The organism is Duganella sacchari (genome assembly GCF_900143065.1).
Taxonomy (GTDB): Bacteria; Pseudomonadota; Gammaproteobacteria; order Burkholderiales; family Burkholderiaceae_D; genus Rugamonas; species Rugamonas sacchari.
Genome location: NZ_FRCX01000010.1, coordinates 42,730 through 69,261 on the forward strand (window position 1 = coordinate 42,730; position 26,532 = coordinate 69,261).

A 26,532-nucleotide genomic window follows, 5' to 3' on the forward strand; every position below is an offset into this window, starting at 1 on the left:
AAGTAAATTTGCTGCACCGCATCCTGAATTCTTCTTCAGAAAAGGCCTGCGCCGGCACTGCTATACTCTCGATCATGCACATCCTGTTGGTAGAAGACGATCACAAGGCAGCCCGCCTGCTGGCACGTGGCCTGGAAGAAGAAGGCTACGCGGTGACGGTCGCCCATTCGGCGGAGGAAGCCAGCCATCACGCGCTCTCGCGGTTCGACATGGCCATCCTCGACTGGATGATGCCGGGGAAGGACGGCGTCACCGTGTGCACCGAATGGCGCGCAGACGGCCAGACTTTGCCGGTGCTGATGCTGACGGCGCGCGACGCCGTCGCCGACCGCATCACCGGCCTGAATACGGGCGCCGACGATTACCTGACCAAGCCTTTCGTCTTCGATGAACTGCTGGCGCGGGTGCGCGCGCTGCTGCGCCGGGTGGAACGCGTGCAGCCGCCGGCCGCGTTGCAGGTGGCCGACCTGCTGCTCGATCTGCGCAGCCGCGCCGTCACACGGGCAGGCGCCAAACTGGATCTGACGCCCAAGGAATACGCCATCCTCGAACTGTTCATGCAACATACGGGCGCGGTCGTCAGCCGTCAGCAGCTGGCGGAACACGTCTGGCACGCGGACCTGATTGCCATCGACAACCTGATGGACGTCCACATCAAAAACCTGCGCCGCAAAGTTGACGCGCCTGGCCAGGCGGCGCTGATCGCCACCGTGCGCGGACGCGGCTTCTGTCTGGCGCTGCCGGAGCATGACGGTGCTTAGTCTGCGCCGCCGACTGGTGCTGGTCCACCTGCTGGCCGTGCTGGCCGCGATCGGCGCGACTGCCGCCGCCGGATGGTGGGTGTTGTCGCAATCCGTCAATCGCCAGCTCGACGCGGCATTATTGGCGCTGGCGGAAACCGAACTGGCCATGCTGGCCGATGGTAACGGCGCACCGGTACGCATCCATGAAGCCGCCAGCGGCAGCGCGCCGCCGTCGCTGACGCGGCTGGACCGCCTGGTGCAGATCATCGATGCCGATGGCCGGATACTGGCCCGCAGCGCCAACCTCGGCTCGGAAAAACTGCCGGCGCCACCAGCGCTGCTGGCGCGGCTAACGGCTGGCGAAACGGTGTTCGACACCCTGCCCGATACCAGCGAAGAGCCGCTGCGCATGGTGTCCCTGCCTTCGCGCGGACCGGGCCAGCGTTACGCGGTACAGGTGGCGGGCTCGCTGGACGACGCCAACCATATTCTGCAATCCGCGGCATCGCTGTTCGCGGCGATGGCGATGGCCTTGCTGGCGGCGGTCGGCTGGGCCGGTGCGCGCCTGTCCAGCAAGCTGTTTGTCGCCATCGAAAACATCGTCGACCAGGCGCACCAGATCGGCGACAGCAATCTGCACCAGCGCCTGCCCCACCCTGGCGGCGAAGATGAGATCAGCCACCTGGTGGATACGCTCAACGCCATGCTGGAACGGATCGAGCAGGCGTTTGAAGTGCAGCGCCGCTTTACCGCGGATGCCTCGCACGAACTGCGCTCGCCGCTGTCGCGGCTGCGCGCGGAGATCGAGATTACCTTGCGCCGGCCGCGCGATACCGACTCCTACGTCGGCGCCCTGCGCTCCTGTCTGGACGAAGTGGAACGCCTGACCATGCTGGTAGAAGAGCTGCTGATGCTGGCCCGTATCGACGCTGGCCAGGAACGCGCACCAACCGAACTGGGGACGCTGGAACAGCTCGCGACAGACACCATGCAACGCATGCAGCCGGTCGCCGATGAACGCCGGATCTCGCTGGTGCTGGTCAATCAGCTGGCCACGACGCCGAAGGTGGACCTGGGGCCGCTTGGGCTGGTGCTGCGCAACCTGCTGGACAACGCGATCAAGTTTTCGCCGCAAGGCAGCCGCATTACCATCAGCCTCAAGGCAGATGAAGAAGGCGCGCTGCTGGCGATCGCCGATCAGGGTTCCGGCCTGGATGAAGCGGAAATGCCCTTCGTGTTCGACCGCTTCTTCCGCGGTTCGCGCCCGCGTGCCGGGGATGTGGAGGGTTTTGGATTGGGCCTGGCGCTATCGCAGGCAATCATGAAGGCCCATGGCGGCCGGCTGGAAGTGGCCAATCAGGCAGGCGGCGGCGCCCTGTTCAGCATGCGCCTGCCGCCGGGGGCTGCCTAGTAGCGTTGAACGATCAGCGCCACATTGCTGCCACCAAACGCGAAGGAGTTTGACATGGCAGCTTCCATCGCCTGGCCATGACGGGCCTGCAGTGGCACATAGTCCAGGTCGCACTGCGCATCGCGCTGGTCGAGGAAGGCGGTCGGCGGAATCGAACCGCTGGCAAGCGCCTGCACCGTCATGACGAATTCCAGTGCGCCCGCCGCGCCCAGCGTGTGGCCGTGGACGGATTTGGTGGAGCTGACCATCAGCTTGTCGGCGGCGGCGCCGAAAGCCTGGCGGATGGATTGGGTCTCGGTCAGGTCGCCCGCAGCCGTACCGGCGCCGTGGGCGTTGATGTAACCGATTTGCGCGGCGTCCAGGCCTGCGTGACGCAGCGCCATGCCCATCGCGCGGGCCTGGCCATCCGCGTCCGGCTTGGTGATGTGGGTGGAGTCATTGCTGGCGCCATAGCCCACCAGTTCCGCCAGAATGGTCGCGCCACGGCGCTGTGCCGATTCCAGCGACTCCAGCATCACCGCAGCCGACGCCTCGCCCAGCACCAGGCCCGTGCGTTTTTCCGAGAACGGCCGGCACGAACGGGCGATGTCGCCCGCATCCGCCGCAGCCAGCACGCGCAACGCTTCCCAGGCGCTGACCACGCCATAGCTCAGCAGCGCTTCCGAGCCGCCCGCCAGCACGCGTTCCGCATAGCCGTGATGGATGTGGCGATACGCTTCACCGATGGCCTGTGCCGATGACACGCAAGCATTGCTGTAGTTGTTGACCGAACCTTTGAACTGGCAACGCAAGGCAATCTGCGACGCTGCCGCGTTGTTCATGGCGGCGACCACCGACATCGGACGCACGCGCGATTTGCCTTCGACGAACAGGTCCACATAACCTGCTTCCACCGTCGAGGCGCCGCCCATGCCGGTGCCCCAGAATACGCCGCTCTGCTCCGACAGCTCATCGCCAACCGTCACGCCGGACTGCTGCAGCGCCTCGCTGGCGGCCGACCAGCCCAGCAGGGCGTGGCGGTCGAACAGCGCATGCTCGGATGACTTGATGAGCTCAGGCAGGGGAAAACGGATTTGCGCCGCCGGGATGCCGGCGCGCTGGTGGTTGCCGGGCAGCTCCAGCAGGTGGATGCCGCTCTGGCCTTGCAAGGCTTGCTGGAAATTGCGTTCTGCGCCGACACCTAGCGCCGAAATGGCGCCCAGCCCGGTGATCACGACACGGCGATTGCTCATGGCGCCTCTGCTTTGGCGGCGACGCGGCGGTCGACCTGGTCGGCGATGTCCTGCACGGTCTTGAGGTCAGGACGCTCGTCGCCGACCTGGATGTTGAATTGTTCTTCGAGGTCAAAAATCACCTCGATCACCGTCAAGGAATCTGCGCCCAGCGTTTCCAGCTCGGTGTCGCCGGTAATCGATTCAGGCGGAATATCCAGGCTCTTGGCCAGCAGGTTGATAACGGTCGGCAGTGAAGTGGTCATGATATATAAGTGTTTCGCTTAAGCGGTTTTCAGATGGTGATTAAATGCCTGTGCATGGCTATCGATAAACGCGACGGTTTCATCCGCCACGATCTCTTTTTCATTATCCAGTGTAATGATGTGATAGCTGTCATGCAGGATGATCTTGCGACGCGAGGTAGAGCTGATGCTGGATTCAACCAGATCCGCACTGCGCGTGCTGGCGACATCATCTTCTTCCGCGTGGATGATCAAGGCAGGCGTACGCACCTGCGGCAGGCCGCGCCGCACCTCTTTAATCAGACGGTGCGCCTGGAAAATGCCCTCGGCGGACAGCCGCGAGGCGCCCGCCGCCGACGAACCGCTCACCTTCATTTCACGCGCAATCCAGCGCTGCAGGTTTTCGTTTTTCAGGCCAAACGGATGACGTTCGTGGTAGGCGTACAGATAGCGCGCCGGCGTGTAGTACGCCAGCGGCAGCAGGAAGCGGTACCACGGCAGGCTCCAGCCGTCATAGGCCAGCGTGGTAGACAACAGCGACAGCGCGGCGATTTCGTCGCCGCGTTCCATCGCCAGCCGCAGCGCCAGCACCGCGCCGATGCACAAGCCGGTCACCGAGACGGTTTTATGCCTGGCCTTCAGCTCATCAAAATGACGTACGACTTCCTCGTACCAGTGCTGGTAATTCGTGGTGCGGTACGACTGCCCTGCCCCGGTGGCATAACCGTAGCCTGGGATCAGCGGAATGACGACCGTGTAACCGGCCTTCTGCAAGCGCTTGCCCAGATACTGCATTTCAAGCGGGTTACCCAGCAAGCCATGCAGCGCCAGGACAGCATGATCGCCGCCCGGCAGTGTGATTGTTTTCATCTCTATCCCGTTTTGGTTTTTTCAGTTGAAACGGTAGCTTAGTGATACTAAGCTGGTGTCCAGCGTGGTGCGCTGCACCCGAGGACTATTTTGTATTGTTTTTCCAAGCCAGGTCCTGCGGACGTTTATATTCGCATACCAGGGACCACTTAGGTGCATTTCGGCGAAAACTGCTGCAAAAGTATTGTTGGATGCACCCGCCCGGTACAACGAATTAGCACTATCATCACCATTGTAATAACGGACATATGCCGCAGACCGGTGTTCGATACCGACCTGAGGATACAGTGTGAGCCCGCCCAGCGGAAGCTCAGCAGCATACATCAAGTCGATCAGATTGCCTTTGGACTTGCCGAGGTCGTGGTAAAAATTGGCCATCAACGCCCCCACCGGCGTCACCTGCAAAGTCCCCACGCCGAGTGGCAACGAGTCTGCACGATGCGCCGTGCCGGCAGCGGCGTTGCGCGGGGTGTAGCCGTCCGATAGCACGCGCGTGAGCAGCTCCACACTGCCGGCCCCCATGGGCGTCAGTTTCACGCCAAAAGTATCGATGCGGGCAAATACCGGGCCATAGTCGAAATTCAAATAAGGAATGGGCTTGACGCCATTCGATTGCGCGCTTGCCGCCGTCGGCGCGGCGTTGACGCCAGCGCCGATATCGCCAATCAGGCGCAGGTCTGGCGCGGTGTCGCCCTGCTGCGCATGCAGCGGTGGCGCCACCAGCATCCATAGGCTAAGATGCACCGCGATGCGGCGCAGATGGGGAAGCAGTGTCGTCATATTCTTCAGTCGTTGGCTTGCGCAGTGGCCGCCAGTATACGACTGATATGGGCCAGCTGTCCGGCCGCGCAATCCGCCGGCCACAGTTCCACCGGCTGGCCATCATTCAACGGCAAGCCAGGCGGCAGCTCGGCGACCACGTCGTGCGTATGATGGCCCTGGCGGTAGCGCAGTTTGGCGTAGCGGTGCTTCACATACTCCGTTTCCGGCAGGCTGGCCAGGCATGGCGGCAGCGCGCTGCCGCTGGCGCCCGGCGCGTAGCGCGCCACCACCCAGCCATGTTTGGCGCCATGGTCCCAGTCGACCGCAGAGGCTTGCTGCGACTTGCTTGCGCAACCCGGCAGGAGCGCCACGCCAATGACGGCGGGCAGAATGCTGATGAGTAGCTTACGCATGATGTCTTCCTCTCTAACGTTCATTCCTGTTCCACCAGCCGCCGCCGAGCGCCTGGAACAAAGCGGCGGTGTCGCCCAACTGGCTGGCCTGTGCCTGCGCCAGCGTGATGCCGGCCTGGCGGACATTCTGTTCGGCGGCGATCAGCGCCAGGCGGTCCTGATAGCCTTTGGCGTGCTGGCGTTCAGTCAGCTCCAGTGCTGCCCTGGCCACCGCGCTGGCATCCGCGGCCGAGCGCAGCGCTTCCGCGTCGGTATCGATCGCATGCAGCACATCGGCGACATTCTGGAACGCACCGGCCACCGTTGAACGGTAAGTGGCGACAGCGCCGCGCAGCGATTCATTGGCCGCAGCTTCGCGGTGCTTGAGCGTGCCGCCATCGAACAGGCTTTGCGTCACACTGGCGGTCAGCTCGAAGAATTTGCCGCTGTTCCAGAACATCTGGCCGAACTGGCTGGCTGTGCCGCCCGCCGAGCCGGAGATCGAGAACTGCGGCAGGCGCGCCGCACGTGCAATGCCCACTTCCGCACTGGCGGAACGCAGTTGCTCCTCGGCGGCGCGCACGTCCGGGCGCTGCTCCACCAGGTGGGAAGGCAAGGTAAGCGGCAGATCCTGCGGCAGCTGGAAGGTGCTCAAGTCAAAACCTGGCACCGCCCCGTCAGCACGGATGCCGGCCAGTACGCGCAGCAAATCGCGATTCTGCTCAAACTGCTTTTGCAGCGGCGGCAACAGCTGCCGCGATTGCGCCAGCGCACCTTGCTGCGCGGTGAAGTCCAGCCGCGAGATATAACCAGCGCCAAGCTGGCGTTGCGCCAGTGTCAGCGCGTTCTGATTGGCAGTGATGGTTTCCTGCACCAGCGCGATCTGCCGCCGTAACAAGGCGTCCTGAAACGCCGCCGCCACGATATTCGAGGCCAGCGTGATGTACGCCGCCTCCAGCTGGAAGCGCTGTACCTGCTGCTGCGCCTGGGCCGATTCCAGCTGGCGGCGATTGGCGCCAAACACGTCCGGCGTATAGCCAACGGTAAGCTGCGCGGTGTGGAAGTTGTATATCACCGGCGCGTTGAAAGGCGCCGTGCCGCCTTCGCTGGCCGGCGTGTTCTGCGTGGTGCTGATGACGGAACCGTTACCCTGCACGCCCGGCGAATTGCCCCCCTGATTACCCGCCAGCTTGGTACGCGACGGCGTATAGCCCGCCTGCACCGTCGGATAGAAGTAACCCTGCTGGGCATAGACGTTTTCCTGCGCCGCGCGCAAGGACGCCTGGGCAGCCTCGATACCGGGATTGGCCGCCCAGGCCTGTTCGATCAGCGCGTTGAGCGCGGGCGACTGGAACAAGGTCCACCAGTTATTCTGGATATCCTTTTGCAGCGCATAGTGCTGCGCAGCCGCTGTCTGCGCATACGACTGCGGCAGGTCCAGCGCCGGGCGCTGGTAATCCGGCCCGACAGCACAACCGGCCAGCAGGGAAACCAGGGCAATACGCCCAAAGGACAGCGTCGGTAAATATCGGTTCATGATTTGGACGGCGCAGCGTCAACTGGCTCAGAGAAGTTACCGAACAGGCGTAGTGCAACCGGCAGCACCAGCAAGGTGAAAATGGTGCCGCTAACGATACCGCCCACGATCACGCAGGCAAACGGCCGTTGCGTCTCGCTGCCGATGCCATGCGACAGCGCAGCCGGCAGCAGGCCCATACCCGCCATCAGCGCAGTCATCAGGATAGGACGCAGACGGATCGCGGCGCCCTGCACGATGGCCAGACCGACAGTCGCACCTTCACGCACGCGCTGGATGACTTCCTCCACCATGATGACGCCGTTCTGCACCGAGATCCCGGCCACCGCGATAAAGCCAACCGCCGCCGACACCGACAGATGCAGCCCCGCCAGCGCCAGTCCCGCCAGACCGCCGATCATGGTGAACGGCACCATGCCCAGCACCAGCGCCGCCAGGCGCACCGAACGGAAAGCCCAGAACAACAGGGAGAACATCAGCAATATCGTCAGCGGAATAATCACTGCCAGCCGCTTGGCCGCGCGCTGCGAATTTTCAAACTGACCGCCCCAGCTGATGTCATAACCAGGCGGCAGCTTCACCTTCTCACTGACCGCGCGCTGTGCTTCATCGATAAAGCTGCCCTGGTCGCGGCCCAGCAGATTCATTTTGACGATCACGCTGCGCGAACCGGTTTCACGCAGGATGCGCGACACGCCCTGACGCAGCTCGATGTCCGCGACCTCGCGCAGCGCCACCGTGCCCGGGCCATTGCCCACCTGCGTGCCTGGCACGGCCAGTCGCAGTTCGCCGATCGCATCGATGCTCTGGCGATTGTGTTCATTCATCTTCAGCACCACGTCGAAACGCTTGTCCTGGTCGTAGTAGCTGGTCACAGCGGCGCCCGACAATGCCTCGTTGACCAGGGTGTTGACGTCGCCGATGGTGATGCCATAGCGCGCCAGCCGGCCACGGTCAGGCGTGACCACCACTTCGCTCTGGCCGCCGATATGCGTCGCTTCGACGTCGGTCGCACCGGGAATCGCCTGGATCACATCCACCAGCTGCTGCGCCTTGCTTTCCAGGACATCGAGGTTGTTGCCGCTGATTTTGGCGACAATCTCGCCACGGAAGCCGGACAGCGACTCCTCCACGTTATCCTGGATCACCTGCGAGAAATTGGTCGTCACACCGGGAATCGCGGCCAGGCTGTTGGACATGCTGGCCACCAGCGCCTCCTTGTCGGCAAAGCGCCACTGGGCGCGGGGCTTGAGATCAACCAGCGTCTCCAGATTGTTGGGGCCTTTAGGATCGGAGCCATCATCCGGGCGGCCGGCCTGGCTGATGACGTGCGCCACTTCTGGATAAGCCATCAGCTTGGCGCGCATCAGCCGCTCCACCTGCTTGGTGGTTTCCAGCGAAGCCGACGTCGGCAAGGTAATGGTCAGCCAGATATTGCCCTCGTCCAGCTTGGGCATGAATTCACTGCCCAGGCGCGGCGCCAGCGTAAACGCAACCACCAGCGGCAGCATGGATAGCCACAGCACCGGTTTGGAGCGGCCCAGCGCCCAGTCCAGCAAGCGGTGATAACGCTGCTGCAGCCATGTCAGCCAGCGGCTGTGCTTTTCCACCAGCGGCCGGCGCTGCGTGGTCCACGACAGCAGGGTTGGCAGCAAGGTAAAGGTCAGCAGCACCGCGCCAGCCAGGGCAAAGGACAGCGTCAGCGCCACCGGCGTAAAGATCTTCCCTTCGACACGCTGAAAGGTAAAGATGGGCACAAAGGCCAGAATGATGATCGCTTTGGAGAACAGCACCGGATGCGCCATGTCGCTCATGGTCCGGTGTAGCACATGCATGCGCGCTTCGATAGGATTCGCTTCCTGCACCGGCATCACGGCCATACGCACCATGAGCGCTTCAACAATCACCACCGCGCTATCGATGATGATGCCGAAGTCCACCGCCCCCAGTGAAATCAGGTTGGCCGATACGCCGCGTGCATGCATCAGGATGAAGGCGAACAGCAGCGCCAGTGGGATCACGGTTGCAACGATCAACGCCGCCCGCCAGCTCGATAAAAACACCACCAGAATGGCGATCACCAGCAGCGCGCCCGTCACCAGGTTTTCCACCACCGTCTTCACCGTGTGGTGAACCAGATCGGTACGGTCGTAAATCGGCACGATCTTCACGCCCTCCGGCAGCCGTTTCTTCAGCTGCGCAATGCGCTTCTTGAGCTCCGCATTGATCTTGGACGGATTGCCGCCCTTGGTCATCGAGACGATGCCTTCAACAATGCTGTCGCGTGCATCCGCCGCAACGATGCCGAAGCGTGGCCGTTCGCCTTCGCGCACGGCCGCCACATCGCCCACCGTGATGGCGCGGCCCTGGCGCGCCGCCACAACGACCTGGCGGATATCGGCCAGATCCTTGAACAGGCCCGCAGAACGCACCACCAGCGAAGCATCGCCAAGTTTAAGCAGGCCACCGCCGGCGCTGCCCGTGCCATTGTTGATGGCCTGGCTAAGCTGGTCCAGCGTGATCTGGTATTTACGCAGCAGGAAAGGGTCGGCTTCGATCTGGTATTCCTTGATCGTGCCGCCAAAGCTGACCACATCGGCCACGCCCGGCGTCATGCGCAGCGCGGGACGGATGGTCCAGTCCTGCAAGGTGCGGATGTCCGCTTCCGGCATCCCGCGCGGGCCTTCCACCGCATAGCGGTACACCTCGCCGACGGCGGTTGACAGCGGCGCAAGCTGCGGCTGTACGCCGGTCGGCAGCGTGACAGTAGACAGCTTTTCCGTCACCTGCTGGCGCGCAAAATAATTGTCCGTGTCGTCATCGAAGGTCAGCGTGACGATGGAAAGACCGGTCATGGTCACCGAGCGCACGTTAATCAGGTGCGGAATGCCGGCCACCTCACGCTCAATCGGCAAGGTCACCGTACGTTCCATGTCTTCCGGCGCCTGCCCGGCAAGCTGGGAGATCACGCGCACCTGCACATCCTGCACGTCGGGAAAAGCCTCAATCGGCAAGTTGGACAAGGCATAAATGCCAAACCCGGTCAGCGCACAAACCAGCACCATGACAAACACGCGCTGGCGCAGCGCGAACACAATCAAACGGTCTATCATGGCGCACTGCCTGCACGGGCGCCCATCTCCGCATCCAGCAGCAAGGCGCCGCTGGTGACGATGTTTTCTCCACCTTTCACGCCTTCGCCCAGATAGCTGGCATCGCCGCCATGGGTCAGCATCTTGACCTGGCGGCGCTGGAAATGGCCCTTCCCGGTCTGCACGAATATATAGTTGTACAAGCCACGATTGACCAGCGCGCTGTTCGGCACGCGCACCGCGCTGCCCTGTTCATGCAGCAGCGTACTACGCACGAACATCTCCGGCAGTAATTTACCGGCCGGGTTGTCGACGCGGGCGCGCACCACAACGCGGCGCGTGTTGGGGTCAACCGTCTGCCCAAGCTGGGTAATCGCGGCCTTGAAATGCTCGCCAGGGTAGGCATCGCTTTCCACATCGACGCCGGAGCCGAGCGTGATCCTGGCCAGCATGGATTCCGGCACGTCGATCAGCAGCCACAGTCGCTTGGGATTGGTCACCACGAACATCGGCGCGGCCATGCCAGGGCCGACGTCCAGCGCCGGCGTTACCGTCCGTTCAGCCACCACGCCGTCCATCGGACTGGCCAGCGCAAGGTGCTGCCCCTGTCCGCGCGCTCCGTATGGGTTGATATTTTTGACGCGCTGTGCGGCGCGCACCGTTTCAGCGCGCGCCTGGGCATAATCGGCCTGTGCGGCTTCCCAATCCTTGCTGGCGATCGCCTCGCCCGGCACCAGATCCCTGGCGCGTTCGAAGACCTGGCGCTTGCGTTCTTCATCCGCCTGCGCCTTGCTCAAATCCGCAAGCGCTGCGCCGAAATCGGCGGAATCGATTTCAGCCAGTACCTGACCGCTACGTACCTTATCACCAGGCGCGGCCTTGATCGCCACCACCCGCCCAGCCACGCTCGCGCCCAGACGGGCGGTGACATCTTCGTCATATACTACGCGCGCGCTGAGGGTGTCGCCCGCCGGCACGGCGACGGCGGGCATCACTTGCGCGCGTATCATTTCCAGCTGCGCTGCGCCGTTGGGGTATTGGAGTTCGTCGGGATTCGACGGTGCGGCCATCCCCGCGGGCGGCTGCGTCGCTGCCTGCGCTGGATGGTGTGGGGACAGCTCATATGCGATGACTACCGCTGCCGCCAGCGCCAGGGCGGCAATGGCAATCGACCTACTCTTCATATCCATGCAATTTTCCGTGTCAGTTACAATGGTGCGGCGCCTGGCCAGTATTCTTGCGCGTGATAGTACCGAGCCAACCTTGCCTGAACCTTGCCATGCCACTTTTACTTGTTGAAGACGACCGGGAACTTGCCCATGGGCTGAGCAGTTCCCTGGCGCAGTCCGACTACGCCACCGATGTGGTCTTCGACGGCCAGGCCGCGATCGACGCCTGCAAAAGCACCAGCTACGACCTGGTGATACTGGACCTGGGCCTGCCCGACATGGATGGTCTTGAGGTGCTGCGCCGTCTGCGCAAGGCGGGCATGACCACACCGGTGCTGATCCTGACAGCCCGCTTCGATCTGGACGACCGTGTGTCGGGACTGGATGCGGGCGGCGACGACTACCTCGCCAAACCTTTCGCCTTGCCGGAACTGGAAGCGCGCATCCGCGCCCTGCTGCGGCGCGGCGCACCGCAGGAATCGCGTATCCAGTTCTGCGACATCGTGTTTGAACCTGCCACCCGGCAAGCCAGCATCCACGGCCGCGAACTGGCGCTGACTGCCGCCGAGGCGTCGGTGCTCAAGCTGCTGCTGCGCCGTCCCGGCCGGGTGGTGAGCAAGACCCAGTTTGTCGACGACATCTACGACCATGCCGATGAAAAAAATCCGGCCATGATTGAAGTCTTCATCAGCCGCCTGCGCCGCAAGCTGGCGGAAGCCAACTCGCAAACGCTGATACGCGCCCTGCGCGGCCTGGGTTATCGCCTGGAAGAAGCAGCGCATGAATAAACCCGCGCAATCCAGTCTGCGGCGGCAGCTACTGGTCCATCTGGCAGTTCCGCTGCTGGCGGTGCTGGGTTTGGGCGCAGCTGGAGGCGTGCTGATTGCCCGCTATGTCGGCTATCAGGTACATGACCAATGGCTGCTGGATTCGGCAATGACGCTGGCGGCACAAATCAAGGCAAACGACAGGCAGGTACAACTGGTGCTGCCGCCAACGGCAATCCAGATGTTCGAGTGGGACCGGGTGGACCGCATCTACTGGCAAGCATCGTCGGAGCGGCAAGGTCACCTGCTCAGCAACGCATTCCTGCCAGCGCCGCCGCTGCCCATGCGCCCTTCCAGACCACAGTTTTACGATGCGGTGATCGACTCGCAGCCGGTGCGCGTGGTGGCGATAGACCGCCCGGCGCCGGCCGGCATCAACGACACCGTACGCATCCTGGTTGCAGAGACCATGCACAAGCGCGAGAGCGTAGCCACCAAGATTTTCTCGCAATGGGCGCCGCTGCAGATCGCCGTACTGGTGCTGGCAGCCGCCTTTATCTGGCTGGCAGTCACACGCAATCTGAGAAAAGTGGACAGCGTCGCAGCGCGTCTCGGCGCCTACGAAACCGACAACCTGACGCCGGTGGCCGATACGGAAAGCATGCCCGCAGAAATCGCACCGCTCATCAGCGCCATCAACCGCCTGATTACAAAACTCAGCGAAGAACAGGATTCGCAAAAGCGCTTCATCTCCAACGCCGCGCACCAGCTACGCACGCCACTGGCGACGCTGCAAGTCCAGACCCAGCGCGTCCTGCGCGAACGCGACCCGCTCAAGCACGACCAGGCGCTAGGCGATGTGCACCGGGCGGTCACGCGGTTGCACCACGTGACACAACAGTTGCTGACGCTGATGCGCTCGGAGCAGCAAACCGAAAAGCACCTCAAGCTAGCCCCGGTCGACCTGGCCGGCATCGCCCGCGAAGAAGTCGAACGCTGGGCCGACGCCGCGCTGGAAAAAGAAATCGATCTAGGCTACGAAGGCCCGGAGGACGGCGTCATGATTACCGGTGAAAGCAACCTGCTGCGCGAGTTGATCGGCAATCTGATCGACAACGCCATCCGATATCAGTCGAGCGGCGGCACCGTTACGTTGATCCTGAACGCCAGTCCAGTCACACTGGTGGTGGAAGATGATGGCCCGGGCATCCCCGAGCAGGAACGCGGCCTGGTGCTGGAACGCTTTTATCGCGGCAGCACCAGCGAACTGGCTGGCGGATGCGGGCTGGGGCTGCCGATCGCGTATGAAATCGCGGCCCGCCACGGCGCGCAACTGAGCATCGCCTCGGGGCCGGAAAACCGCGGCACGCGCGTACAGGTCACGTTTCAGCAGACATAAAAAAAGGGCTGGCGAGGGGAACACGCCAGCCCAAAGAACTACTTCTACCCCCTACTACTAAAACTTCATCGAAACGCGCGCGCCAAAGGTGCGTGGGTTGTTGTAATACGCGGCCCAGATCTGCTGCGTAGGCTGGCATGGTGCGCCGACCTGCGTGCAGACTTCAATCGCGTCATACTTCACTTCCTTGTCAGTCGCGTTGTTCACGAACAGTTCAGCGGTGTAAGCCTTGCCGAACGGTTCGTAGCGCACGCTCAGGTCCAGCGTGCTGTAGGCAGCCTGCATCTTCACGCCAGGATGGCCCGGCACATCGTTGCTGAAAGCGCCTGAGCCGACGAAGGACTCGCTCTCATGGTGCAGCGACACGCGCGGCGTGACACGGCCCTTGCCGAGCGTGAAGTCATGTTCATACATCAGCGTCGCCGCAAAGGTCGGCGCGTGTTTCAGCACGCTGCCGCCAACGTTGACGGTAGGCGCAGTCGTGCCGCAGGACTGGCCATTGGCACGCGCGGCATCCACGTCGCACGACAGGAAATCGTCATAGCGCGCCTTGAGCCAGGTAGCGTTGCCGCTGAAACGGTCCACATTGGTCGGACGCCATGCCCATTCCGCTTCCACACCCTTGACCGAAGCGCCGGCCGCGTTGAAGTTCTGCAGCGTGTTGTTGACCACCTGAGACTCCAGCTTGTCCTTGTACTTCATCCAGAAGCCATCGATATTCAGCGACAGCTTGTGGTCCAGCAGATCCGACTTGAAGCCGATTTCATAGCTGGTCAGCTTTTCCGGCTTGGTGGTGGCGCCGCCATCGCCGATCGCCGGCGAGTGGAAGCCGGTGGTCACCGAGGCAAAGGTCAGGATATCTTTCGACAGCTTGTACTCCACGCGACCCAGCCAGGTGGCCTGGCCATACGCCAGATCCGCCGTGTTATCGCCGTAGGTATTGCCGCAGGTGGCCTGGTTCACCACACCGCCTGGGCCGATATTGTGGGTGTTGATGGTGCCCACGCCTGGCGTCACCAGCTGCGCGATCTGGCTTGGCGTCAGCGTCGCGCCGCGCGGTGCGTTATCCGGCCAGTTCGGGCAGGCCCAGTTCTGGCCACCGATATCGTATTTGTGATCCTTGGTATAACGTGCGCCTGCGGTCAGCTTCCACACCGGATCCAGCTCATAGCTTGCCTGTGCAAAAGCGGCTTTCGAATGCAGCTGACGGTCGCCCTGGATGAAAGACATCGCCGAGGCATACTGGCCCACGGTCGGCTGCACGAAGATCACGCTGCCGTTGGCGATATCCTGCGCCAGCATGGCTTCCGAAATCTGGCTGCGGTCAATGTCAAAGCGGATCTTGTTCTTCTCGCGGAAGAAGAACAGGCCGCCCACCCACTGCAGCGGCGCTTCCGAATCCGAGCGCAGTTGCAGCTCGTTGGAGACGCTGTCGAACTGGCCCCACTCCGTTCGGTTCTCCGCCTTGAAGCCCGGGTAGAAACCCGCATCCGCATCGCTGGCGTTACTGCGCTTCAGGCGGCTCCACGAACCCAGATACTGCGCCTCGATCCCTTCCACCGGACGCCATTGCACCTTGGTCTTGGCGGTGATGATGGACTGGTCGAGCGTGCCCGGGGTATCGATCAGGGCCGAGCGCAGATCCTGGCCAGGCTTGGGCTCCGCCGACAGGTAGATATTGCCGGCGCCCGTGTCGCTGTAGTAGTCAACGATGAAGGTCGCCTTCAGATCCGGCGTGAACTTCCACAGCAGCGAAGCGCGCGCGCCCTGCTGATTACCGGCGCCGTACTTCTGCGCGCCCGGCATCACGTTCGAGCCCTTGCGGAAATCGACGTAGCCGTCGTGCTGGTCCTTGATGGCAGCGATGCGCAGCGCGATATCGTCGCTGAGCGGAATATTAATCATGCCCTGCGTTTGCACGCGGTGATAGTCGCCGAGCACGATGCTGGCCGAGCCAAACACCTTGCTGGTGCTGGGCGCACCGGACACCAGGTTGACCGCACCGGCAGTCGAGTTACGGCCATTCAGCGTACCTTGCGGGCCGCGTGCCACCTCAACGTGGTTGAGGTCATACATCAGCGCCGTCGCACCTTGGGGACGCGGCACATAGATGCCGTCCACATAAAACGCCACGGCCGGGTCGCCCAGCTCCGTGTGATTGGCCGAGCCGACGCCGCGCATGTACACGTGGACGCCGCCCGAGTCGCTGTGCGGCTCGACCACCAGGCTAGGCACCATGGCAGTCATCGTGGCCAGGTCCTTGACCTGATTATTGGCCAGCGTGTCCTGGGTGTAGGCGGTAATCGCCAGCGGCGTGTCCTGGACCAGCGTATCGCGGCGGGTGGCCGTGACGATGATCTTCTCCATATCATCGCTGGCGGCAGGCGCATCCGGCGACGCTTGCTGGGCATAGGCGGCGCCGGTCGCAAGTGCCATCTGCGCAATGCTGAGAGCCAAAATCGTTTTTTTCATTTGTCTATCCTCGCTTCTTCCATCAGTTAAGGTGGCGTGCCTGCCGGCTCTTTGGACGACTATGCACGGTGGAACCGGTTCCACCACAAGACGCACGAAGGCGTCGGGCCATGCCGTGGCGGCCCGGGGTCTAACTAACTACAAAAACTTGGGGCAGAACTCCGGGGTCAGGTCCGTCATTTCTACACGACCTCATCCGTAAACGCGTGTTAAGGATGAGGTCGTGTAGAAATGACGGACCTGACCCCAAATTTTTTTAGAGCCGCTGTTCGCTGGCTCCGTCAAACAGGGAAATACGGCTGGTGCGGACTGAGAAGGTGATGCTGCTCTCGGTTTCGATCTGCTGCTGGTCTTGCACGATGCCAGCCACCTGGGTACCGTGGAAATCCAGCCACACTACGCGGTGCGCGCCCATGGCCTCGATCAGCGAGACCGATGCGCGCATCGTCTGACCGGCGCCGTCGCTGTGACCGACGTCGATGTCTTCGGGACGCACACCCAGCACGCACGCGTGCTTGCCGGCCAGTGGCGCCTTGAATGGATAGCCAGTCACGTCGACTGACATGTGCTGGTTGCTGAAGATGGCGCGGCCGCCCTGCTGTTCGACCTCGCCCTTGAACAGGTTCATGCCCGGCGAGCCGAGGAAGGTGGCGACGAACAGGTTGGCCGGCGTGTTGTAGATGATGTCCGGCGTGTCGAACTGCTGCACTACGCCGCCTTTCATCACGGCCATGCGCTGCGCCAGCGTCATTGCCTCGACCTGGTCGTGGGTCACGTAGATCATGGTGGCGCCCAGCTGTTTGTGCAGCTGTTTCAGTTCGCGGCGCAGTTCTGTGCGCAGCTTGGCGTCGAGGTTGGACAGTGGTTCGTCAAACAGCATGACGTCGGCTTCGCGCACGATGGCGCGGCCGATGGCGACGCGTTGGCGCTGGCCACCGGACAGGTTGGCCGGCTTGCGCTTGAGCAGCGGCCCCAGTTGCAGCATGTCGGAGGCGCGCGAGACGCGGCGCGCGATCTCCGCTTTCGGCGTGCCATTGATGCGCAAGCCGAAGGACATATTCGATTCCACGTTCATGGTTGGATACAGCGCATAGGACTGGAACACCAGCGCGATGCCGCGGTCTTTGGGATCGGCCCAGGTCATGTCTTTGCCGCCAATTTCGATCTGGCCGGCGCTGGTGTCGATCAGGCCTGCGATACTGTGCAGCAGTGTGGATTTGCCGCAGCCCGATGGACCGAGCAGCACCACGAACTCCCCTGCTTTCACGTCCAGGTTCAAGGACTCGATGACCTTGTTGCCACCGAGTTGGATCTGCAAATTACGAATAGCTACGTTAGACATGTTTAACCCTTCACAGCGCCAGAAGCGATGCCGCGCACGAACCAGCGGCCAGAAATAAAGTAGAGCGCCAGCGGCACGACCGAGGTCAGGATGGTCGCCGCCATATTCACGTTGTACAGCCGCTCGCCAGTGGTGGTGTTGATGATGTTATTCAGCTGCACCGTCATCGGCAGATGCTCGGAACCCGCAAACACCAGGCCAAGCAGGAAGTCGTTCCAGATGCCGGTCACCTGCATGATGACGGCAACCACGATCACCGGCGTCGACATCGGTACCATCAGCTGCAGGAAGATACGCCAGAAACCACCGCCATCGATACGCGCGGCCTTGAACAGTTCCAGCGGCAGCGCGGCATAGTAGTTACGGAACAGCAGCGTCATCACCGGCATGCCGAAGATGGTGTGGATAAGGATGATGCCCGGCAGAGAGCTGAACAGGTTCACCGACGCCAGCACGCGCACCAGCGGGTAGATCATCACCTGCACCGGTATGAAGGCGCCCATCATCAGGATCGCAAACAGGAAGCCGGCGCCACGCGGACGCCAGAACGACAGCGCATAGCCGTTCACCGCACCGATCGCTATCGATAAAATGGTGCTGGGGACAACGATGGCGACCGAGTTCCAGAAGCCGCCACGGATACCGTTGCACTCCAGGCCCGTACACGCCGATGACCAGGCTTGGGTCCATGGCTCCAGCGTGAAGTGCTGCGGCAGCGCAAACAGCGTACCGAGACGGATCTCTTCCATCGGTTTCACCGACGTCACCAGCATCACGTACAGCGGCAGCAGGAAGAACAGCGCGGCGATCATCAGGAAGGCATACACGCCGATGCGCGCCGGTGTCCACGCCAGGCTGCGGCGTGGACGCGGTGTCGGGATGCTGGCGTCGTTGGCGGCATTGGGGTGCGCAGGTTCAGCGGCGGCAACGCCGGTGGTTTTATCGAGTTTCACAACTTGTCCCATCATGCCCCCATCGCAGCGCGGCGGTTACGCACAAAATACAGCGGCGCGACGATGGCCAGTACTGTCAGCAGCAGTACGATCGAAGCAGCGGAAGCCAGGCCGATATTGGCGCGGCCGAACAGATAATCCATGATGAACTTGGCCGGCACTTCGCTGGCGGTGCCAGGACCGCCCTGCGTCATGGCGACGACAGCGTCGAATACCTTCACCACCATCACGAACAGCAGCACGAAGGCGGTCGATACCGAGGCCCCCAGCATCGGCAGCACGATGCTGCAGTAGACGCGCCAGCGCGGGATGCCGTCGATACGGGCGGCCTTCCAGATTTCCTCATCCACGCCCCGCAGGCCGGACAGCATCAGCGCCATCACCAGGCCGGACGCCTGCCACACGGTGGCGATCACGATGGTATAGATGGCCATGTCCTGGTCGACAATCCAGTCGAATTGCGCATTGGCCCAGCCCATTTTATGCAGCACTTCCTGGATGCCCAGTTCGGGATTCAGTATCCACTGCCAGATCAGGCCCGTGGCCACGAACGACATCGCATACGGATACAGGAACACGGTACGCAATGCACCTTCCGCCATCACCTTCTGGTCGATGAACACCGCCAGCAGGAAGCCGATCAGCAGGCACAGGGCGATGAACAGCACGCCGTAGAGCGCGACGTTTTGCAGCGACAGCAGCCAGCGCTCGTTGTTGAACAGGCGGACATACTGCGAGGCGCCGACAAAGTCGCTGGCCGGGAAAGTGCGCGAGCTACTGACTGATACGCGCGCCGTCCACAGCATGGTGCCGAGGTAGGCCAGCAGCACGGTCAACGCCATCGGCAGGATGGCGACGTAGGCCGCGAATGAAACGTTGATACGTTTCTTGAACATGACTTATTCGCCTTTAATGGCGCGGGCAAACGCTTTTTGCGCGTCTTCCGGCGACTGGTTCTTGTTCCAGTAGCTGGTCAGCACGTCCTGCAGTGCGCCGGTGGTATCCGGTGAAGCCAGCATCTCGGTATTGGGCAGCTGGCGCGACTTGTCGCGCATGATGGCCAGGCCCTGGCGCGCGCAAATATCCAGCTGTGATTCATCGACGTCGCCGCGAATCGGGATCGCGCCCTTACGCGCTGCGAACGCTACCTGGGCCGTTGGAGACGTTACCACATTGGCCAAAAGTTTTTGCGCCTTGATGGCATTGGCGTCATTCGTTTTCGGGAACACGAAGGCATCGCCGGCCACGATGTACGGCGCCTTCGGTCCAAAGCCCGGGTAGCAGCCGAAGTCCTTGCCCGCGACTTGTTTGGCAGCGGCGAATTCGCCCTTGGCCCAGTCGCCCATGATCTGCACGCCGGCTTTGCCCTGTACGACCATCGCGGTCGCGTCGTTCCAGTTGCGGCCTGGCGAGCCAGCATCCACAAAGCCTTTGAGCTTTTTGAATTCGACCAGCACCTGTTTGAAGGCGGGCGACATGACGGCTTTCTGGTCGCGGTCGCGGTACACCTTCAGGTACAGGTCCGCACCACCGACCATGGCGAAGATGGCGTCGAAGGTGATCTTCTCCTGCCACACCTGGCCACCGAAGGCCAGCGGCACCACGCCTGCGGCTTTCAGCTTGCCCAGCTGCGCCAGGAATTCTTCCCAGGTTTGCGGCTCGTTGGTGATGCCGGCTTTTTTATATGCGGCTTTGGAGTAGAAGAACCATGCAGGCATGTGGATGTCCACCGGCGCCGCATAGAAGTGGCCATTGATCTTGATCGCTTGCAGGATCGACGGCGGCATGATCTGGTCCCACTTGCCGGCGATCGCGACGTCATCGACGTTATTCAGCAGGCCCTGCTCCACGAAGTCGCGGAACTGCTTGGAGGTGTTGAACTGCGCTGCGGTCGGCGCATTGCCGCCGACGATGCGGTTGATGGTGGTGGCGCGCGACTGGTCGGCGCCGGCGATAGCCTGGTCGACCCACTGGCCGCCCGCCTTGTTATAGGCTTCGGCGAACTGCTTGACTGCGGCCGACTCGCCACCCGAGGTCCACCAATGAATGACGGTTGCTTTCAACGGCGCTTGTGCATGAGCTGCACCACTTGCTACCAGGGCGAGCGCAATGGCGCTGCCCAGCTTTGAGGCTTTGTACATACTGTCTGTCTCCGTGAGGGCGTCGAGCGCCCCATTCTATTCGTACAGCTTAATTTTTGGACGCTCTCTCCGCCAAAAATTGTGTAACCAGTTTCGCGCTGCGTTTCGGCGTGCGCTTTTGCGTGGCATAGTCGACATGGATAATACCGAAACGGCGCTCATATCCAAAGGCCCATTCGAAATTGTCCATCAGCGACCAGATAAAGTAGCCACGTACATCCACACCGGCTTTCACCGCCTGGTTCACTGCCTCCAGGTGGCGGTTCAGGAAGGAGATGCGCTGGTGGTCATCGACCTCGCCATCAATGACACGATCGTCAGTGGCCATGCCGTTTTCGGTAATGTAAATCGGCGGCAGATTAGCATACTCCTGGTGGAAGCCGACCAGCAGATGGCGCAGGCCATCCGGGTACACTTCCCATCCCATTTGCGTGCGCTCCACGCCGTCCAGATCGACTTCGGTGTAGCCGTGCTTACCGTCGCTCACCACATTGGTGCGGAAGTAGTAGTTAATCCCCAGGAAGTCGAGCGGCGCGCCGATGAGGTCCATGTCGCCATTGAGGATGGTCGGCTCGGCGCCTGGCCACAGCTCCCACAACGCGGAGGGATAGGATTTCTTGAGCAGCGGATCGAGGATCCAGTTATTGTGCTGCAGCTCAAACAGCCAGGCGGCGCGCTGGCCGGCCGGGCTGGCGTCCGTGCTGGTGCCGCGCCCCACATTGGCGACGATGCCCACTTGCGCTGCCGGATCGTTGGCGCGCAGGTGCTGCACGGCCAGGCCGTGGCCCAGCAGCAGATGGTGCATGGCCTGCGTGGCGAACACCACGTCCTGCTTGCCCGGCGCGTGGTGGCCGGTGCCGTAGCCGTGCATGGCCGAGCACCATGGCTCGTTCAGCGTGGCCCACGCATCGACCAGGCCTTTGAGTTCCTTGCTGATGATGTCGGCGTATTCAGCAAACTTGTAGGCGGTGTCGCGGTTGACCCAGCCGCCCTTGTCTTCCAGGTGCTGCGGCAGGTCCCAGTGGTACAGGGTGACGAAAGTTTTGAGGCCCTTGGCGCGCAGCGCCTTCAGCAGGTTGCGGTAGAACGCGATGCCTTTCTGGTTAGGATGGCCGTCAGCGGTCATGACACGCGGCCAGGAGATCGACAGGCGGTAGGCGCCGACGTTCAGGGATGCCAGCAGTTCGACGTCTTCCTGCCAGCGGTGATAATGATCGCAGGCGAATTCGCCGGTGTCGCCGGCCAGCGTTTTGCCGGGCGTGGCGGAAAAAGTATCCCAGATCGACGGGATACGACCATCTTCATGGATCGCGCCTTCAATCTGATACGCCGCAGTAGCCGCGCCTACCAGGAAATCCTTGCGCCACAGGACCGAGCCGGCCGGCGGCGAAAACGTCTCTTCAACCACAAAAGCTCCTTCGCTTGAATAGGAAGTGGAAGCGCTTCCACAAGATGATTAGATACTAACAGCGAAGAATTTCGGGTGTCAACGAATTATTGGTGGATTTTGTAGCCTGGTTACAAAAACGGCACAGCCACCTGAGGAGGCTGTGCCGTCTATACGCACTGCAACACGTAGCGAAATTACTTTTTATCGGTAGGCGGGACTGGTGCGAACGGGAAGGTGCCGAACAGGTTTTTGCTCTGGCTCTGCATCTGTTCCTGCATCTGCACGAACAGGCTCTTGCTCTGGTCGATGTAGTTGTTCATCATGCCCTGCATCATCGGGCCCTGCACATTCATGAACTGAGTCCACATTTCCGGGCTGAACGGCTGGCCGCCCACGGCGGTGCTGGTGAACTTACGCTGGATATCGGTAAAGGCCTGGACGTTCTTCTCCAGGTAGGAACCCATCATGCCCTGCATGGCGTGGCCATAGAAGCGGATGATCTGGGCCAGCACGTCGCTGGAGAACATCGGCGCGCCACTGGCCTCTTCTTCCAGAATGATCTGCAGCAGGATGCTGCGGCTCAGGTCTTCATTGGTCTTGGCATCGACGACGGTGAATTCTTCGTTATCCAGGACCAGCTGTTTCACGTCGGTCAACGTGATGTAGGAGCTGGTCTGCGTGTCATACAGACGACGGTTAGGATATTTTTTAATCAGGCGGTCAGCATTTTTTTTCGCACTACTCATCACAAGTCCGTTTATTGCGCCGCAGCGCGTACTCTAAAAAATCGGAAAGAAAGCGGACGGGTAGTCCTCTTTCCACGTGCCTACTACACCTATTATAGAGGGGAAAAAGCTAGTCCTGCACAATCTGATATAACTTTTGGCATTTATTGCAACGCAACCAAATTTACAGTTGAACAATTTTTTGCTTTTTCCCCACATGAAAATTAATCAGCTTTCACCTTCACGTAGCGGCCCGGCGCGGCCTCGATTGGCTTGTATCTGGTATTTCCCGGCTTGGCTTTGGGCTTGACCTTTTTGCCGCCATGGTCGTTCAGGAAGCCAGCCCATTCCGGCCACCAGCTACCCGGCTTTTCCGCCGCGCCATCGAACCAGGCATCGGCCGTTTTCGCCTTGCCATCGTTGATCCAATAGCTGCGCTTGTTCTTGACGGGCGAATTGATGACGCCGGCAATATGGCCTGACGCACCCAGCACAAAACGGGTCTTGCCGGTCAGGATGTTGAGCGAACCGAATGCCGACGGCCACGGCACGATATGGTCTTCGCGCGAACCGTAGATGAAGGCCGGTGCATCAATTTTGCTCAAGTCCACCGTCTCTCCCGCCACCACCAGTTTGCCGGTCTTGAGCTTGTTTTCAAGGTAGGTGTTACGCAGATACCAGCAGAACATCGGCCCCGGCAGATTGGTGCTGTCCGAGTTCCAGTACAGCAAGTCAAACGCGGCTGGATCGTTGCCTTTGAGGTAGTTGGACTGTACGTAGTTCCACACCAGGTCGTTCGGACGCAGGCTGGAGAACGTGGTCGCCAGGTCGCGGCCCGGCATCAGCCCACCCGCCTTGAGCTGCTGCTCGCGGATCGCCACTTGCGCTTCATCGACAAACACATCCAGCACGCCGGTGTCGCTGAAGTCGAGGAAGGTGGTCAGCAGGGTCAGGCTGTTGGCCGCCTGCTCGCCACGCGCTGCCAGCACTGCCAGTGCGGTCGAGACGATGGTGCCGCCGACGCAGAAGCCGAACATATTTAGCTTGTCTTCGCCGGTGATCTCCTGCGTCACGCGGATGGCCTGGATCACGCCCTTGTCGACGTAATCGTCCCAAGTGGTGTTGGCCAGCGATTTGTCCGGATTCGACCACGAGACCAGGAACACGGTATTGCCCTGCTCTACCGCATAACGCACCAGCGAATTTTCCGGCTGCAGGTCGAGGATGTAGAACTTGTTGATGCAAGGCGGCACCATCAGCAGCGGCGTCTGGTTGACGCTTTCGGTCTGCGGCTTGTACTGGATCAGCTGGAACAGCGGATTTTCATACACCACCGTGCCCTCGGTCGTGGCCAGGTTGCGGCCCACTTCAAACGCCGATTCGTCCGACAGCGAGATATGGCCCTTGTTCATGTCGGCCAGCATATTGGCCAGGCCCTTGCTCAGGCTCTCGCCCTTGGTCTCGATCATCTTCTGCTGCGCTTCCGGATTGGTGGCCAGGAAGTTGGCAGGCGACATCGCATCAATGATCTGCTGCACGGCAAAGCGGATTTTCTGCTTTTGCTGCGCATTGGCCTCCACCGTCTCCACCATCGCATTGAGGAATTTGGCATTCAGCAGATACGCAGCTGCATTAAACGCCGACATCGGATTGCCCTGCCAGGCAGCCGAGCTGAAGCGGCGGTCGCTGATGGCTGGCGTCTTGCCGCTCATAAAATCCTGCCACAACACCCCGAAGTCCTTGAGATAGTCATTTTTCAGCTGCTCCATCGCCTCTGGCTTGATGTGCGCGCCGGTATCCTGCATCATGGCGGCCAGCGGATTGGATTCCATCCAGGCACTGGCAAAAGCTTGAGGATCTGGCATATTCATCTGTGGTTCCCTAAAAGTGAGTTAAACACAATGCTGATTGTTGCTGTTGCTTGGATCTACGTAGTCGGACTGATGGCCTTGACGGAGACATCCGTCGTTGCGGGAATTGTAACGTTTTTGTTCTATTGCGTGCTGCCCTTGGGCACTTTGATGTACATCGCGGGAACAGGCAAGCGCAAAGCCCGGCGGCGGGCTGCTGAGCAAGCCGCACGGGATACTGGTTCATTTAAGCCAGATTAGCGTGGCCTGACGGCCGGTGACGCCATCGCGGCGGTAGGAATAGAAACGGCCGGAGTTGGAGACGGTGCAGAACTCGCCGCCATGCACACTGGCGACGCCGGCGCGGTGCAGCAGATAGCGCGCCAGACCGTAGATATCGCACAGATACTTGCCCGGCTTGCCGTCGATAGTACTGAAGGCCGCCTTCACATGGCGCACGCCAGAATCGTCCACCACGCCATTCAAAAAGGCTTGCATCACATCCGGGCCGACCTCAAACTGATAGGCGCCGATGGCCGGCCCCATCCAGGCAGTCAGCTCGCCCGCGCCCGCCGCGCGCATGGCCTCCACCGTGCGCTCCAGCACGCCCGATGCCAGGCCGCGCCAGCCGGCGTGGGCCGCAGCCACCGTCTTGCCCTCTTTGTCAGCAAACAGGACCGGCAGGCAGTCCGCCGTCATGATGACGCATACCCTGCCCGGCACCGTAGACAGGCTGGCATCCGCTTCCGGCACTTCCTGCGGCCGGACTTCGGCCACATTGGCCACTGCCGTACCATGCACTTGCGACAGCCAGACCGGCTCAGCCGGCAGCATGTCCCCCACGATGGCGCGGTTCTGCGCTACATTATGCGGCTGGTCGCCCACGTGGGTGCCCAGATTCAGGCCGCCGCCACCCATGCCATCGTCATACGGCGCCGGACTGACGCCGCCGCGCCGGGTGGTGGACAGTACACCCACATTGTTAGGCAAGCCCGGCCAGTGCGGGATTAACCACTGCTGCTGTGTAGACATCAAATTTGTTCCGGTTCCTCAATGCCGGCGCGGGCCAGCAGTGCGGCAAAATCGTCTGCCAGCGGCACCATCCACTCGCACTGCTCGCCGGTGGCCGGATGCACCAGCCCCAGGCGGCGCGCTTGCAGCGCCTGGCGCGGGAAATAGTCGGCCAGGTGCGGCTTGCCATACACCGTGTCGCCGACCAGCGGGAAGCCTATCGACATCATGTGCACGCGGATCTGGTGGGTACGGCCCGTCTCCAGGCGGCACTGCACCAGACTCACGGGACGGCCCTCGCCCAGCTTGCCGCTGGAAATCAGCGAATAATGCGTAATGGCTGGCTTGGAGCCCATGGCGGTCGAGACCGCCATCTTGACGCGTTCGCGCGGGTGGCGTCCCATGGCCGCATCGATAGTACCGCTAATCCGCGGCGTGCCCCACACCAAAGCAAAGTACTCGCGCTTGACGGTACGGGCGGCCAGCTGGCGCACCAGGTCGGTCTGCGCGGCCAGCGTCTTGCCGACCACCATCAAGCCGCTGGTGTCCTTGTCCAGGCGGTGGACGATGCCGGCGCGCGGCACGCCAGCCAGCTGCGGGCAATGGTGCAGCAGGCCGTTCAGCAGCGTGCCGGACCAGTTGCCGGCGCCCGGGTGAACCACCAGGCCGGCCGGTTTATTAATCACAATCAGATGGTCATCTTCAAAAACTATGTTAAGTTCCATCGATTCCGGCTTAAAAGCCTCGTCTTCCGGCTCCGGTTGGGGCAGAATGATGACCTTCTCGTCGCCGTAGACGGTATCCTTGGTGCTTTTGGCCGGCTTGCCGTCCACCGTCACAAAGCCGTCGGTAATCCAGGTTTGCAGACGGCCACGGGAAAATTGCGGGACCAGGCCGGAAATCACTTTATCCAGGCGCTGGCCGCAGAATTCGGCGGTCAGCTGCAGTTCGATCGGAGCCAGGCCGTCATCGTCGTCGCCAAAATCGCCATCATTGGCGATCAGGTCGGCATCGGTTTCGGAGGAAGATTCGGCCAAATTCGGCTTTGCG

The 26,532-nt window shown here is 61.7% G+C and carries 22 protein-coding genes; 4 read left to right on the plus strand and 18 right to left on the minus strand.

Translation table 11 applies throughout. The annotated features are described in order from the left end of the window. The first annotated feature begins 74 nt into the window (after positions 1 to 74). Positions 75 to 761 carry a response regulator transcription factor gene (locus tag BUA36_RS21405; RefSeq protein WP_072787536.1) on the plus strand — a complete coding sequence of 229 codons (687 nt, stop codon included), beginning with the start codon at positions 75 to 77 and terminating at the stop codon, positions 759 to 761. Beyond that, a complete protein-coding gene (locus tag BUA36_RS21410) occupies positions 754 to 2,154 on the plus strand; it encodes a sensor histidine kinase (protein WP_208861918.1) in 1,401 nt (466 codons plus the stop codon). The genes BUA36_RS21405 and BUA36_RS21410 overlap by 8 nt, the downstream gene beginning before the upstream one ends. Here BUA36_RS21410 and BUA36_RS21415 read toward each other — a convergent pair. Genes BUA36_RS21415 through BUA36_RS21450 form a run of 8 tightly spaced genes read right to left on the minus strand, consistent with a single transcriptional unit; the run spans position 2,151 to position 11,453 of the window. Beyond that, complete coding sequence (locus BUA36_RS21415; RefSeq protein ID WP_072787360.1) at positions 2,151 to 3,386, minus strand: beta-ketoacyl-[acyl-carrier-protein] synthase family protein; 1,236 nt, start codon at positions 3,384 to 3,386, stop codon at positions 2,151 to 2,153. The two genes, BUA36_RS21410 and BUA36_RS21415, sit on opposite strands and share 4 nt — an antisense overlap. After that, positions 3,383 to 3,631, minus strand: a complete 249-nt coding sequence (locus BUA36_RS21420) for an acyl carrier protein (protein ID WP_072787361.1) — start codon at positions 3,629 to 3,631, stop codon at positions 3,383 to 3,385. Before BUA36_RS21420 ends, BUA36_RS21415 begins: the two co-directional genes overlap by 4 nt. Before the next feature lie 18 nt (positions 3,632 to 3,649). Then, entirely contained in the window at positions 3,650 to 4,480 is an 831-nt protein-coding gene (locus BUA36_RS21425) for an alpha/beta hydrolase (RefSeq protein WP_072787362.1), read from the minus strand. Between the two features lie 21 nt (positions 4,481 to 4,501). After that, positions 4,502 to 5,260 carry a MipA/OmpV family protein gene (locus BUA36_RS21430; protein ID WP_084560274.1) on the minus strand — a complete coding sequence of 253 codons (759 nt, stop codon included), beginning with the start codon at positions 5,258 to 5,260 and terminating at the stop codon, positions 4,502 to 4,504. 5 nt (positions 5,261 to 5,265) lie between these two features. Continuing rightward, on the minus strand, positions 5,266 to 5,655 hold the full coding sequence (locus BUA36_RS21435; RefSeq protein ID WP_072787364.1) for a hypothetical protein: 390 nt from the start codon (positions 5,653 to 5,655) through the stop codon (positions 5,266 to 5,268). Positions 5,656 to 5,668: 13 nt separating this feature from the next. Further along, complete coding sequence (locus BUA36_RS21440; protein ID WP_072787365.1) at positions 5,669 to 7,171, minus strand: efflux transporter outer membrane subunit; 1,503 nt, start codon at positions 7,169 to 7,171, stop codon at positions 5,669 to 5,671. After that, on the minus strand, positions 7,168 to 10,284 hold the full coding sequence (locus tag BUA36_RS21445; RefSeq protein ID WP_072787366.1) for an efflux RND transporter permease subunit: 3,117 nt from the start codon (positions 10,282 to 10,284) through the stop codon (positions 7,168 to 7,170). The genes BUA36_RS21440 and BUA36_RS21445 overlap by 4 nt, the downstream gene beginning before the upstream one ends. Next, positions 10,281 to 11,453 (minus strand): efflux RND transporter periplasmic adaptor subunit, encoded by a 1,173-nt coding sequence (locus BUA36_RS21450; RefSeq protein ID WP_229255774.1) that lies wholly within the window; start codon positions 11,451 to 11,453, stop codon positions 10,281 to 10,283. Before BUA36_RS21450 ends, BUA36_RS21445 begins: the two co-directional genes overlap by 4 nt. Positions 11,454 to 11,542: 89 nt before the next feature. Between BUA36_RS21450 and BUA36_RS21455 the strand changes: the two genes are divergently transcribed. Both BUA36_RS21455 and BUA36_RS21460 read left to right on the plus strand, forming a co-directional pair. Continuing rightward, entirely contained in the window at positions 11,543 to 12,220 is a 678-nt protein-coding gene (locus BUA36_RS21455) for a response regulator transcription factor (protein ID WP_072787367.1), read from the plus strand. Next, entirely contained in the window at positions 12,213 to 13,598 is a 1,386-nt protein-coding gene (locus BUA36_RS21460; protein ID WP_072787368.1) for a sensor histidine kinase, read from the plus strand. The genes BUA36_RS21455 and BUA36_RS21460 overlap by 8 nt, the downstream gene beginning before the upstream one ends. 57 nt (positions 13,599 to 13,655) lie before the next feature. On the opposite strand, the gene BUA36_RS21465 is transcribed toward BUA36_RS21460, so the two are convergent. The 10 genes from BUA36_RS21465 to BUA36_RS21515 form a co-directional block, all read right to left on the minus strand. Beyond that, entirely contained in the window at positions 13,656 to 16,070 is a 2,415-nt protein-coding gene (locus BUA36_RS21465; RefSeq protein WP_072787369.1) for a TonB-dependent receptor, read from the minus strand. A gap of 256 nt (positions 16,071 to 16,326) precedes the next feature. Next, positions 16,327 to 17,412: an ABC transporter ATP-binding protein gene (locus BUA36_RS21470; RefSeq protein ID WP_072787370.1), complete on the minus strand. Its 1,086-nt coding sequence runs from the start codon at positions 17,410 to 17,412 to the stop codon at positions 16,327 to 16,329. Positions 17,413 to 17,414: 2 nt separating this feature from the next. Beyond that, positions 17,415 to 18,380 carry a carbohydrate ABC transporter permease gene (locus tag BUA36_RS21475; RefSeq protein WP_371851479.1) on the minus strand — a complete coding sequence of 322 codons (966 nt, stop codon included), beginning with the start codon at positions 18,378 to 18,380 and terminating at the stop codon, positions 17,415 to 17,417. After that, positions 18,377 to 19,261, minus strand: coding sequence for a carbohydrate ABC transporter permease (locus tag BUA36_RS21480; protein WP_072787372.1), 885 nt, complete (start codon positions 19,259 to 19,261; stop codon positions 18,377 to 18,379). Before BUA36_RS21480 ends, BUA36_RS21475 begins: the two co-directional genes overlap by 4 nt. Positions 19,262 to 19,264: 3 nt before the next feature. Then, the gene (locus BUA36_RS21485; RefSeq protein ID WP_072787373.1) at positions 19,265 to 20,506 is read right to left on the minus strand and encodes an ABC transporter substrate-binding protein; all 1,242 of its coding nucleotides are present in this window, start codon (positions 20,504 to 20,506) and stop codon (positions 19,265 to 19,267) included. A 49-nt stretch (positions 20,507 to 20,555) separates the two neighbouring features. Beyond that, a complete protein-coding gene (locus BUA36_RS21490; protein ID WP_072787374.1) occupies positions 20,556 to 21,914 on the minus strand; it encodes a GH1 family beta-glucosidase in 1,359 nt (452 codons plus the stop codon). Positions 21,915 to 22,090: 176 nt separating this feature from the next. Beyond that, complete coding sequence (gene phaR / locus BUA36_RS21495; RefSeq protein WP_072787375.1) at positions 22,091 to 22,642, minus strand: polyhydroxyalkanoate synthesis repressor PhaR; 552 nt, start codon at positions 22,640 to 22,642, stop codon at positions 22,091 to 22,093. A gap of 203 nt (positions 22,643 to 22,845) precedes the next feature. After that, positions 22,846 to 24,492 carry a class I poly(R)-hydroxyalkanoic acid synthase gene (gene phaC / locus BUA36_RS21500; RefSeq protein ID WP_072787376.1) on the minus strand — a complete coding sequence of 549 codons (1,647 nt, stop codon included), beginning with the start codon at positions 24,490 to 24,492 and terminating at the stop codon, positions 22,846 to 22,848. Between the two features lie 222 nt (positions 24,493 to 24,714). Continuing rightward, a complete protein-coding gene (gene pgeF / locus BUA36_RS21510) occupies positions 24,715 to 25,503 on the minus strand; it encodes a peptidoglycan editing factor PgeF (protein ID WP_072787378.1) in 789 nt (262 codons plus the stop codon). Then, complete coding sequence (locus BUA36_RS21515; RefSeq protein WP_202413903.1) at positions 25,503 to 26,519, minus strand: RluA family pseudouridine synthase; 1,017 nt, start codon at positions 26,517 to 26,519, stop codon at positions 25,503 to 25,505. Before BUA36_RS21515 ends, pgeF begins: the two co-directional genes overlap by 1 nt. Positions 26,520 to 26,532: the final 13 nt, after the last annotated feature.

Coding starts and splice junctions, on each gene's coding strand:
- BUA36_RS21405 (WP_072787536.1), top strand. CDS start 75: ATGCACATCCTGTTGGTAGAAGACGATCACAAGGCAGCCCGCCTGCTG.
- BUA36_RS21415 (WP_072787360.1), bottom strand. CDS start 3,386: ATGAGCAATCGCCGTGTCGTGATCACCGGGCTGGGCGCCATTTCGGCG.
- BUA36_RS21420 (WP_072787361.1), bottom strand. CDS start 3,631: ATGACCACTTCACTGCCGACCGTTATCAACCTGCTGGCCAAGAGCCTG.
- BUA36_RS21425 (WP_072787362.1), bottom strand. CDS start 4,480: ATGAAAACAATCACACTGCCGGGCGGCGATCATGCTGTCCTGGCGCTG.
- BUA36_RS21430 (WP_084560274.1), bottom strand. CDS start 5,260: ATGACGACACTGCTTCCCCATCTGCGCCGCATCGCGGTGCATCTTAGC.
- BUA36_RS21435 (WP_072787364.1), bottom strand. CDS start 5,655: ATGCGTAAGCTACTCATCAGCATTCTGCCCGCCGTCATTGGCGTGGCG.
- BUA36_RS21440 (WP_072787365.1), bottom strand. CDS start 7,171: ATGAACCGATATTTACCGACGCTGTCCTTTGGGCGTATTGCCCTGGTT.
- BUA36_RS21445 (WP_072787366.1), bottom strand. CDS start 10,284: ATGATAGACCGTTTGATTGTGTTCGCGCTGCGCCAGCGCGTGTTTGTC.
- BUA36_RS21450 (WP_229255774.1), bottom strand. CDS start 11,453: ATGGATATGAAGAGTAGGTCGATTGCCATTGCCGCCCTGGCGCTGGCG.
- BUA36_RS21455 (WP_072787367.1), top strand. CDS start 11,543: ATGCCACTTTTACTTGTTGAAGACGACCGGGAACTTGCCCATGGGCTG.
- BUA36_RS21460 (WP_072787368.1), top strand. CDS start 12,213: ATGAATAAACCCGCGCAATCCAGTCTGCGGCGGCAGCTACTGGTCCAT.
- BUA36_RS21465 (WP_072787369.1), bottom strand. CDS start 16,070: ATGAAAAAAACGATTTTGGCTCTCAGCATTGCGCAGATGGCACTTGCG.
- BUA36_RS21470 (WP_072787370.1), bottom strand. CDS start 17,412: ATGTCTAACGTAGCTATTCGTAATTTGCAGATCCAACTCGGTGGCAAC.
- BUA36_RS21475 (WP_371851479.1), bottom strand. CDS start 18,380: ATGATGGGACAAGTTGTGAAACTCGATAAAACCACCGGCGTTGCCGCC.
- BUA36_RS21480 (WP_072787372.1), bottom strand. CDS start 19,261: ATGTTCAAGAAACGTATCAACGTTTCATTCGCGGCCTACGTCGCCATC.
- BUA36_RS21485 (WP_072787373.1), bottom strand. CDS start 20,506: ATGTACAAAGCCTCAAAGCTGGGCAGCGCCATTGCGCTCGCCCTGGTA.
- phaR (WP_072787375.1), bottom strand. CDS start 22,642: ATGAGTAGTGCGAAAAAAAATGCTGACCGCCTGATTAAAAAATATCCT.
- phaC (WP_072787376.1), bottom strand. CDS start 24,492: ATGAATATGCCAGATCCTCAAGCTTTTGCCAGTGCCTGGATGGAATCC.
- pgeF (WP_072787378.1), bottom strand. CDS start 25,503: ATGTCTACACAGCAGCAGTGGTTAATCCCGCACTGGCCGGGCTTGCCT.